Below are 9,747 nucleotides of genomic sequence, written 5' to 3'. Positions count from 1 at the left end.
CAAGGTACCCGTGAGCACAGCCCACAGCCGGGTACCTGATCTGATATGAAATTTAACATAATTAACGTTGTGCGTACCTATAAGGGCCGCACATATCATAATGCAGTAATGATATTAACCCCCTGTTTACATTAATATAAGGGGGGTCAGTAGAACGAAAACAGGCGCTTTCATATTTGCTTGCATAGCCTCATGCTACGTGGTTAGCATGCCGTCTTTATAATTTTATACCTTTGAAATCAACAGGAGCATGTCATGCTGAAAATGAATGCGCTGATTCCTGAATTGATCGTCTCTGATCTGCAACAGAGTTTGCAGTTTTATCACGATATTCTGGGGTTCAAAATTGAGTATGACAGGCCAGAAGACAAGTTCGCATTTCTTTCCTATTATGGTAGTCAACTGATGCTTGAGGAAGACTATCCGGATGAGTCGCCCTGGCGGGTAGGTCCTCTGGAGCGTCCCTTTGGCAGAGGGTTGAACCTGTCAATTGTGTGTCCTGACTGCGCGCTACTCGCGGCGGCAATTGAAGATGCCGGTCACCCTTTGCATAAACCTGTCGAGGAACGCTGGTATCGCGACCATAATCGTTTGCATGGTCAGCTTAATTTCTTGATCCTTGATCCAGATGGCTATTTATTGCGGTTTAACCAAAGCTTAGGTTGCAAAGCCGCATGATACAGAGCTGAGATGGTCATAATTGCACGTAGTAACACCGGGAACTAATGGATTTTATTAAAAGGATAGCATCAGATGACGATGAGTGAAGAAAAGCGGAAAATGATCGCTGGCGACCTTTATGATGCCGGAGATGCGTTATTGCGTAGCGAACGGAAACAAGCAAGAAATCTGCTACACCTTTACAATCATTCATCGCCAGATGAGATAGATCTGCGTCAGAAATTATTAACTGAGCTGTTAGGCGGCCTTAGTAAGGCCTACGTGGAGCCAACTTTCCGCTGCGATTATGGATATAATATTTATCTGGGCAAGAATTTCTATGCCAATTTTGACTGTGTGATCCTGGATGTTTGTGAAGTGCGTATTGGGGATAACTGCATGCTTGCGCCCGGCGTACATATCTATACAGCCACTCATCCTCTCGACGCCGGGGCACGCATCGGTGGCGCAGAGTACGGTAAGCCGGTTACGATTGGTCATAATGTATGGATCGGCGGCCGTGCAATCATTAACCCGGGAGTGACGCTGGGCGATAATGTTGTTGTTGCATCAGGCGCAGTGGTGACGAAAAACGTGCCGCCAAACTGTGTTGTTGCAGGGAATCCAGCCAGAGTGATTAAAGAACTGTAGATATCTGATGGCACTGAGAACTGTCATAAGAGGCATCGAGAGGATCCACCGGGTCACAGACGGTATCACAGGGTAGCGTATATACGCTGTGATACGTCATATGTTGGGCCAGAGACAACGTGTGAGTGGCTCGTTACCTGCTGAGAAGCCGAACGATTGTGCTTCGGCTGCGGTATGCACTGAATCGGCCCCAATATTAAGCGTCAACCGAGCGGGCAACTTCCCTGACGGCATTTTCCATACGTTCAGAATTCTGCTGGATGCTGGTAATCACCTCACCGGCCTCACGCATCAGGGTGACACCCTGACCGGTATTTTCAAGACTGACTTCTATGCCCCTGAGAACCTCTCTGGCCAGCTGATGGTTACCGGAGACAATCCGTTCAATTTCTTCTGTCGCGCCGCTGACGCTGGCTGCAAGGGTACGCACCTCGGAGGCAACAACGGCGAAGCTCCTGCCTGATGCCCCTGCCCTTGCGGCCTCTATCGCCGCATTAAGAGCAATGAGGCGAGTCTGCATGGCAAAGCCTCTGATGGTTTCCACCATACCGTCAATGCTGACCGACTGACTATTAAGACGTGATATGTCGGCGGAGACAACGTTCATGTTTTCCGCAATCCTGTTAATGACCCGGATACTGTTATCAATCACCGCTGCGCCAGCCTGAGCGCTTCCCCGCGTCTCTACGGCCATATTCCAGGCATGGACGGCCGCATCCTGCTCACTCTTATTACGTATGACCTGTTCCGTCACGTCGGAAGCGAATTTGACGATTTTATAGAGCTGGCCATTACTGTTAAAAACCGGGTTATAGGTCGCGCGGAGCCACAGGGGTTCACCCTTCCGGTTGAGGCGTGGAAACTGACCGGAAAAATACTCTCCCTGATTGAGCCTCTCCCAGAACTGCCGGTACGCTTCGCTTGCGCTGAGTTTGTCTGAACAAAACATCCTGTGATGCTGCCCGAGCACGTGTTCCCGCGTATAGCCGGTAGCTTTCAGAAAGTTATCGTTAGCATCGAGTACCACGCCGCCTGGGCTGAATGAAATGATCGCCATTGACCGGCTGATCGCATTAATCACAGATTGCTGCTCCAACGCAGACTGCATTCTCTCTGAAATATCCGCAGCTATTTTGATGATTTTGAATACTCTGCCCCGCCGGTCGGTTACCGGGATATAGCTTGCTTCAAGCCAGACGGGACGTCCTCCCCTGGCCAGGCGAAGGTATTTATCACTGAAACGTTCGCCAGCAGCGAGACGCTGCCAGAAGTTCCTGTATTCCGGTGTATTAACCAGCGAAGGAGGACAAAACATACTGTGATGACGACCCAGTATTTCCTCCGCACGATAGCCCATTGCTTCCAGAAACAGAGGGCTGGCCTTCTGGATGATGCCGGCAGGGCTGAACTCAATGACAGGCATGGATTGAGTCAGTGCTTTCAATGAAGCAGAGGAATGCTGGCCGCGATGGCGGTTCAGTAAGGCAAAGAGATATTTCAGTAACGATGGGCGCATCAGCAATTCCAGTTAACCAGGGGACTGTCCTGATTATCGGCAGCCAGGTCGTACGCATCACGTATCACTGCGATAGTTTCGGCTGATTATAATGTGCAATCGTTAACGGTGTAATAACCCGGAAACATTTACCCTGATCCGCCAGGATTACCGCGAATATGTGAATCTTACAATCTGATGTTCCTGATACCAAAATCACGGCTGGGCGTGATGCAGGAGATGCCCGGTGTTCAGAGGGTAAGTGAGCACATCAGCAGGCTCTCCGGAAGGATAAGTATGCCCGAAAATGCCATGCCCATTAATTCCAGTAAGTCAGATAGGTAAGTGTGAAAGCCGAACAGAAAGCATAGGGGCTTAAAAGCAAAACATCCGAATAATGAATTTCAAATATCTTGGTTACAGGCCACGCCAGTACAACCAGCCACATGAAGATTGTAGAGCACACTATAAATAAGCTACCTTTTACAGTGGCATCAGGATAAAAACGCGCTGAAATCATCAATAATGGTACACCCATTATTAAAGAACCCATTATGGTCCCAATAATACTCATCATGACGATGAAAAAGTAAGTAAAAATAAGACCCAATACGGATGTGCTATTATCTCCCCAAGAAAGATACATTAAAAATACTAATGAACCAACGATACTACTAAAAAGTGCTGATATTGTGGCTTTTATAACCAAACTGTCGTCAATGATTTTTTTCATAATGTTCTCTACGTCTGTGTGTCTGTATTTCGTACGACATATCTGATTGAATTTTTTATAGATATCATAACCTTCGATGTCTGATAATACTGCCAGGGTATAGGCTGCATCCAGTGAGCGTACAAAATAAGTTTCTCTTCCAAAAGTATAACCCTGGTAGCAATAAATTTTTCCTGACCTGTCATTCATCTCCAGAGGTGAAAGTATTGAGTCTTTGCTGGCTGTGAACCGATAATATCTGGCGATATTATGCAGAGAATGAAGGCTGGCCCAGACATCGTTCGCTATAAGCGGCGAGTCGCCAGCTTCCCATATTCCGACAGCATTGCCGTTGCTTCATCCATCCTTTGGCGATCAAGTTTATAGAATACCCAGTTTTTGATACGTTTCGAGGTCACAATTCCGGCTTTAGCGAGATTTTGTAGATGGCCTGTCACGGTGGGCTGACTTAATCCAATTTTTTCAGTGATAAACCCGACACATACGCCATCTTTAACCAGATCGCCGTCCTGCTGCTCAGGAAAATGTGACCTTGGATCGGCCAGCCATTCGACAATCACGAGCCGGTGCTCATTACCGAGGGCGCGAAAGATATCGGCCATGGATGTCTTTGAGTTGTTCATATAGCCAATTACCTATATAGTTAATGTCTTATATAACTTCACGGGCATACTATGACAAACCACACTCTAAGGCCAATGGGCAGTGTCACGTTGAAAGATATTTACGCAGCTTCCCGGCTAATTAAGACAACAGTATGCAGAACTCCGCTGGTGCCTTCGTTCGCGCTGTCTGCCCTTGTCGGGACGGATGTCAGGCTCAAGATGGAAAATCTCCAACATACCGGTAGCTTTAAGCTGAGAGGCGCCGCAAACGTTCTTGCCTGTCTCAGCGCAGACCAGCAACGTGCCGGCGTCATCGCCCCGACGGCGGGGAACCATGGCTTAGGACTTGCTTGTGCGGGACAGGTAGCAGGCATACCCGTGTCCATATTCTTGCCGCTGTCAGCAGACCCCATTAAGGTCTCGGCGATGAAAAATTATGGTGCTCAGGTTACGTTTTTTGAAAATATTGAAGATGCGAGACAGGCTGCCATTATCGCAGCGCAACAGTCAGGCGCACTATTCGTTTCCGCCTACAATAATGAAAAGATGATTGCCGGGGGCGGCACTGTCGGTCTGGAAATTATGGAAGACTGGGCAGACGCTGACGTTATTCTGGTTAACATTGGCGGCGGCGGCCTGGCCTCCGGTATTGCAACGGCCATCAAAGCCATAAACCCTGCAGCTGAAGTATGGGCAATACAAAGTGAAGCGAGCCCGACATTTGCGCGTTGGAAAGATGCTGGCGAAACGATCCCTGTGGAAATTACGTCGTCAATCGCCGAAGGTATCAGTGGCTATATAGAACCTGAAACGATGACCTGGCCACTTATACGCGACCGCGTCGATCGTGTCCTTCTCGTTTCGGAAGCCGAAATTAAAGCAGCGATGCTGTTAATGCTCAATCTACATAGCCATGTTGTCGAGCCTTCAGGAGTACCCGCCGTTGCGGCGGTCCTTCGTTATGCAAAAGAACTGAGCGGGCGGAAAGTTGTCTGTGTGGTTAGCGGTAAAAACATATCTGGCTCCCGCTATCTCACATTAGTTAATGAGGCTTCACTCTGAAGAATCATTCCTTTTGTCTCTACGATTTTACAGACCTTTTGCCAGCGGCAATCGTCTTCAGCACCGCTGGTATTTCTGCAAAATGGCACATAGTATTATTCTGTTTTGAAAAGTAAAAGGTAAGGGGCGGGGGCGGTCTCTCGCCCCCGGGGGACGTTAGCGCGCGGCCATCCCCGGCACCAGGATCACCTTCCGGCACTCCTCCTCGCGTTTTTCAAAAATTTCGTATCCTTTCGCGGCATCTTCCAGCGGCATATGGTGGGTGACAATCTCTTCAGGCTTCAGGTGGCCCTTTTCGATAAGGGAGAGCAGGTCCGGCAGCCAGGCGTGAACATGGGTCTGCCCCATCTTAAACGTCAGGCCCTTATCAAACGCATCACCAAACATAAAGCTGTGGATGAAGCCAGCGTAAACGCCGGGGACGCTGACCACCCCACCGCGCCGCACGGCAGCAATACACTGCCGCAGCGCCTTGCCGCTGCTTCCCTCAATTTTCAGCGTGGTCAGCACGGTTTCGGTCAGGCTGCCTTTGGCTTCAAAGCCCACGGCATCAATGACGGCGTCCACACCGCGGTGGCCCGCCGTGTTTTCAATAATCAGTGCGGCAGGATCGTCATTTTCATCAAAGTTAATCGGGATAACGCCATAGCGCTCACGGGCAAAGGCCAGCCGGTAATCATTATGATCGACCATAAAGATCTGTTCCGCCCCTTCGTGCCGGGCGCAGGCGGCACTGAGTAACCCTACCGGGCCGGCACCGTAAATGGCAACGCTGGAACCCCGGGTGATGTCGGCATTCTTCACCGCCTGCCATGCGGTAGGTAAGATATCCGACAGGAAGAGGACTTTTTCATCCGGCAGCGTTGAGGGAACCCGGAAGGGGCCGGTATTGGCTTTGGGGACCCGAACATATTCAGCCTGTCCGCCGGGAATGCCCCCGTAGAGATCGCTGTAGCCGAACAGGGCTGCCGGAGGCGTGATGCCTTTTCGGTTCAGGATGGCGCCTCTCCCGCTGTTAGTATTCTCGCAGGCGGCATACTTATGCAGATGGCAGAAAAAACAGTCGCCACAGGCGATCACAAACGGGATCACCACGCGATCGCCTTTGGCCACCGCGCTGACCTCTTTGCCGGCTTCCACCACCTCACCCATAAACTCATGGCCAAATATGTCGCCGTGATGCGTGCCGGGTATTTTCCCCCGGTACAGATGCAGGTCTGAACCGCAGATTGCCGTTGCCGTGACGCGAAGAATGATGTCATCCGCTGCCTGCAGAACCGGGTCCGGGGCGTTGTCGACGCTGACCTTATGCGGTCCGTGATAGGTTAATGCTCTCATGTGCTGCTCCTCCAGGAAGGGGGGAAAAGGACGTGACGTTAAAAAGCATAGAACAAACCCGATGAGTTAAGCCAAAGTGGCAGCGTAAAATCTCAAAAAACCGGCTCCCGCCCTGCCCGTTTATGCCCAGGCAGGTTCACTGATAGGAAAAGGTAATGCTCGCTAAGGCCTTTGCCGTGCCGGGCGTCAGATCCCCGGTGGGCTGCTAAAGCTGCTGAACCAGCGCCTTAAGCTGCCGGATCAGCGGATCCTCCGCCCCTGTAACCGCCGGTTGGGCGGTGGACTCCCTGATCATCAGGGTGGTGGGAAGCAGGTCGGTAAAGACGGTCTGCGGGGAATTCATCCTGTTTAACAGATGAGTAACGGCGCGTTGACCGATAAGGTCAAAGTCCTGCCTGACCGTGGTCAGGGCCGGATGGAAATACTGACTGTCGGGCGTATCGTCATAGCCGATAACGGACACATCCTGGGGGACACGCCGGTTGAGATGCCGCAGCGCGCTGATGACCCCTAAGGCCATCTGATCGCTGGCCACCAGCATCGCGGTGATGTCAGGATGGCGGCTGAATAATTCGATGGTTTTTACCCAGCCGCTGCTGGCGCTCCAGTCGCCGTATTCGACGTCCCGCTCCAGGACGCCGGCCTTGCACAGCGCGTCGCGCCAGCAGGCCAGGCGAAGCCGCGCGGAAATGGAACTCTCCGGCCCGGCCAGCAGGCCGAATTTTTCATGACCCAGACTGAGCAGAAGATTGACGCTGCTGGCTGTTCCGTCGTTGTGCAGAAAGCCGAGATGACAGACCCCGGCAGCGGGAGGCACGTCGAGGAACAGCAACTGCATGTGGGGATTATCCTGTGCCAGCGTTTCCGCCTCGGTTTTTTCCAGTGGCAGGCTCATCACTACGCTGTTGATCTTCTGCGCGCTGAACTCACTTAGCGCGGTCTGCAGTACATTCAGCTGCCCGTCTTTCAGCATCGAGATGGCCACCTGATACCCCACCTTCTCCGCATGGTGTTTAAAGGATGACGCTATCTGCGACGGGGCATGCAGGGCCAGAGAGGTGGTGAGCAAGCCAAACGTGGGCAGGGTCTTGCCTGCCAGGATCTGCGCCGAGCGGTTAGGGACATAATTCAGCGTATTCATGGCGCTGAGCACTTTGTTGCACGTCCGCTCGGAGACAATGTCAGGGTTATTCAGCACCCGTGACACCGTCTGCTGGGAGACGCCTGCCGCTTTGGCGACATCCTCCAGTGTTGCCTGCCGTTTATTCATTATTTTTCCTGGTCATAAACACTTCTTGTCGGAAAATGTATTAAATGGAGAATAAATGTCATGCGCACGACATTACAGGAAATAATCAGCTATTAGCGTGATTTGGCTCAAAAATACCGGTAAAAAGCATTGCTCATACGGACTGATATCGTTTTTACTCCAGTTTAAATGTATGGCGCTATACATTCTGAGCAGGCAGGACCGGAACACGGAAGAAGGTGGTGTCCCGGCTACCCGGCATCCCCCCGGGGGGCAGAAAAGGCAGTGGCGCTATTCAACATCAGGAAGCGTGGACGGGGCGTTTCATCCCCATGAGAGAATAATAATCCAGGTGACACTATGAAAATGACGCAGCTTTCTACGCAGGAACGGCATAACTTCATCTATTTTATGCTGTTTTTCTTCTTTTACTATTTCATCATGTCGGCCTATTTTCCCTTCTTCCCAATATGGCTTTCGGACGTTAATCACCTCACCAAGTCTGAAACCGGTCTGGTATTTTCCTTTATCGCCTTATTTGCCATCGTTTTCCAGGTGGCTTTCGGTTTGATCTCTGACAAGCTGGGCCTGCGCAAGCATCTGCTCTGGGCCATTGTCGTGCTGTTGATTTTATTCGCCCCGTTCTTTATCTACGTTCTCGCCCCCTTGCTGCAGTACAATATTTATGCAGGTGCGCTGGCGGGTGGGCTGTACCTTGGGTTTGTTTTCTCCGGCGGCGCGGGGGCAGTAGAAGCCTATATCGAGCGTGTCAGTCGTACCAACCGCTTTGAATATGGCAAAGTCAGGGTGTCGGGCTGCGTGGGCTGGGCCATTTGCGCCTCCATCACCGGGCTGCTGTTCAGCATCAACCCCAATATTACTTTCTGGATAGCCTCCGGTTTCGGGGTGGTGCTGGCGGTGTTGCTGGTGGTCTCCCGTCCGCAGCCGAACCAGACGGCTCAGGTGTTGAATAAGCTGGGGGCGAACCAGCGCGAGTTCTCGCTGGCGATGGCGCTGGAACTGTTAAAAATGCCGCGCTTTTGGGCTTTCCTGTTATATGTTATCGGCGTTGCCAGTATCTACGACGTGTTCGATCAGCAGTTTGCCAACTTCTTTAAAGGATTCTTTTCTTCGCCCCAGCGGGGCACCGAGATCTTTGGATTCGTCACTACCGGCGGGGAATTACTCAACGCCTGCATCATGTTCTGCGCACCGTTTATTATTAACCGCATCGGGGCAAAAAACGCCCTGCTTGTGGCCGGTGCCATCATGTCAGTCAGGATTATCGGGTCGTCATTTGCCAGCAGCGGTGTTGAGGTGATCCTGCTGAAAATGCTGCATATGTTTGAGCTGCCTTTCCTGCTGGTCGGCACCTTTAAATACATCTCTTCGGTCTTCGATCCGCGCGTATCGGCCACCCTGTTCCTGATCGGATTTAACCTGTCTAAACAGCTTTCTGGCGTGGTGCTATCCGCGTGGGTAGGAAGAATGTATGACACTGTAGGCTTCCATCAGGCTTACCTGATTCTGGGTCTGATCACCACCACCTTTACCGTGATCTCCTATTTTACCCTGACCGGTCGCGGCCTGCGTCCGCTGGCAAAGGCGGATACGGCTACGCTGTAAGCCGAAGCCGGCAGAGCGTCGTACCCGCCAGCCGATCTGGCGGGTACGACGCTGTCCTCCTGCTGCTGGGTATAAGGGGAACAGTCGCGCCAGCCTGCAGCGCGAATGTTATCCGTTATACTCTCCTTTTCGGGACTCCGGGCGCTAAAAGGCCGGGGGATAAACGTCAGAGAGGAGGATGGGGGTGAAAAAAAGCGCGCTTCCGACAAAAATTTGCACGGTGTGTGGACGTCCTTTTAGCTGGCGAAAAAAGTGGGAGACATGCTGGGACGAGGTGCGTAAATGCTCAGAACGCTGCAGGCGTAAGAAAGACTTACGCTGAATAATC

Annotated in this window: 10 protein-coding genes; 5 read left to right on the top strand and 5 right to left on the bottom strand. The window is 51.6% G+C overall.

The genetic code is table 11. The features are described 5' to 3' along the window. Positions 1 to 255 precede the first annotated feature (255 nt). Positions 256 to 678, top strand: a complete 423-nt coding sequence (locus EPE01S_RS20250) for a VOC family protein (protein ID WP_062748777.1) — start codon at positions 256 to 258, stop codon at positions 676 to 678. Positions 679 to 759: 81 nt separating this feature from the next. Further along, positions 760 to 1,311: a maltose O-acetyltransferase gene (gene maa / locus EPE01S_RS20245; RefSeq protein ID WP_167550593.1), complete on the top strand. Its 552-nt coding sequence runs from the start codon at positions 760 to 762 to the stop codon at positions 1,309 to 1,311. Between the two features lie 196 nt (positions 1,312 to 1,507). Here maa and EPE01S_RS20240 read toward each other — a convergent pair whose 3' ends face one another. The 3 genes from EPE01S_RS20240 to EPE01S_RS20230 form a co-directional block, all read right to left on the bottom strand. Continuing rightward, positions 1,508 to 2,827: a methyl-accepting chemotaxis protein gene (locus EPE01S_RS20240; RefSeq protein WP_062748773.1), complete on the bottom strand. Its 1,320-nt coding sequence runs from the start codon at positions 2,825 to 2,827 to the stop codon at positions 1,508 to 1,510. 298 nt (positions 2,828 to 3,125) lie between these two features. Beyond that, entirely contained in the window at positions 3,126 to 3,728 is a 603-nt protein-coding gene (locus EPE01S_RS20235; protein WP_245006750.1) for a hypothetical protein, read from the bottom strand. A 95-nt stretch (positions 3,729 to 3,823) separates the two neighbouring features. After that, positions 3,824 to 4,162 (bottom strand): ArsR/SmtB family transcription factor, encoded by a 339-nt coding sequence (locus EPE01S_RS20230; RefSeq protein ID WP_062748771.1) that lies wholly within the window; start codon positions 4,160 to 4,162, stop codon positions 3,824 to 3,826. Between the two features lie 51 nt (positions 4,163 to 4,213). On the opposite strand from EPE01S_RS20230, the gene EPE01S_RS20225 reads away from it, so the two are divergent. Beyond that, positions 4,214 to 5,206: a threonine ammonia-lyase gene (locus EPE01S_RS20225; protein ID WP_255210168.1), complete on the top strand. Its 993-nt coding sequence runs from the start codon at positions 4,214 to 4,216 to the stop codon at positions 5,204 to 5,206. Between the two features lie 156 nt (positions 5,207 to 5,362). On the opposite strand, the gene EPE01S_RS20220 is transcribed toward EPE01S_RS20225, so the two are convergent. Together EPE01S_RS20220 and EPE01S_RS20215 are read right to left on the bottom strand one after the other, a co-directional pair. Next, positions 5,363 to 6,544: a zinc-dependent alcohol dehydrogenase gene (locus EPE01S_RS20220; protein WP_062748769.1), complete on the bottom strand. Its 1,182-nt coding sequence runs from the start codon at positions 6,542 to 6,544 to the stop codon at positions 5,363 to 5,365. A gap of 205 nt (positions 6,545 to 6,749) precedes the next feature. Further along, complete coding sequence (locus tag EPE01S_RS20215) at positions 6,750 to 7,814, bottom strand: LacI family DNA-binding transcriptional regulator (protein ID WP_062748767.1); 1,065 nt, start codon at positions 7,812 to 7,814, stop codon at positions 6,750 to 6,752. 339 nt (positions 7,815 to 8,153) lie between these two features. On the opposite strand from EPE01S_RS20215, the gene EPE01S_RS20210 reads away from it, so the two are divergent. Both EPE01S_RS20210 and EPE01S_RS23060 read left to right on the top strand, forming a co-directional pair. Then, positions 8,154 to 9,419 (top strand): oligosaccharide MFS transporter, encoded by a 1,266-nt coding sequence (locus EPE01S_RS20210; protein WP_062748764.1) that lies wholly within the window; start codon positions 8,154 to 8,156, stop codon positions 9,417 to 9,419. A 178-nt stretch (positions 9,420 to 9,597) separates the two neighbouring features. Next, positions 9,598 to 9,741: a DUF2256 domain-containing protein gene (locus EPE01S_RS23060; protein WP_072277495.1), complete on the top strand. Its 144-nt coding sequence runs from the start codon at positions 9,598 to 9,600 to the stop codon at positions 9,739 to 9,741. Positions 9,742 to 9,747: the final 6 nt, after the last annotated feature.

The sequence above is a fragment of the Erwinia persicina NBRC 102418 genome, from assembly GCF_001571305.1.
GTDB lineage: Bacteria > Pseudomonadota > Gammaproteobacteria > Enterobacterales > Enterobacteriaceae > Erwinia > Erwinia persicina.
This window is presented reverse-complemented; position numbering and strand designations above follow the sequence as displayed.

Coding starts and splice junctions, on each gene's coding strand:
- EPE01S_RS20250 (WP_062748777.1), top strand. CDS start 256: ATGCTGAAAATGAATGCGCTGATTCCTGAATTGATCGTCTCTGATCTG.
- EPE01S_RS20230 (WP_062748771.1), bottom strand. CDS start 4,162: ATGAACAACTCAAAGACATCCATGGCCGATATCTTTCGCGCCCTCGGT.
- maa (WP_167550593.1), top strand. CDS start 760: ATGAGTGAAGAAAAGCGGAAAATGATCGCTGGCGACCTTTATGATGCC.
- EPE01S_RS20235 (WP_245006750.1), bottom strand. CDS start 3,728: ATGAATGACAGGTCAGGAAAAATTTATTGCTACCAGGGTTATACTTTT.
- EPE01S_RS20225 (WP_255210168.1), top strand. CDS start 4,214: ATGACAAACCACACTCTAAGGCCAATGGGCAGTGTCACGTTGAAAGAT.
- EPE01S_RS20240 (WP_062748773.1), bottom strand. CDS start 2,827: ATGCGCCCATCGTTACTGAAATATCTCTTTGCCTTACTGAACCGCCAT.
- EPE01S_RS20210 (WP_062748764.1), top strand. CDS start 8,154: ATGAAAATGACGCAGCTTTCTACGCAGGAACGGCATAACTTCATCTAT.
- EPE01S_RS20215 (WP_062748767.1), bottom strand. CDS start 7,814: ATGAATAAACGGCAGGCAACACTGGAGGATGTCGCCAAAGCGGCAGGC.
- EPE01S_RS23060 (WP_072277495.1), top strand. CDS start 9,598: ATGGGGGTGAAAAAAAGCGCGCTTCCGACAAAAATTTGCACGGTGTGT.
- EPE01S_RS20220 (WP_062748769.1), bottom strand. CDS start 6,544: ATGAGAGCATTAACCTATCACGGACCGCATAAGGTCAGCGTCGACAAC.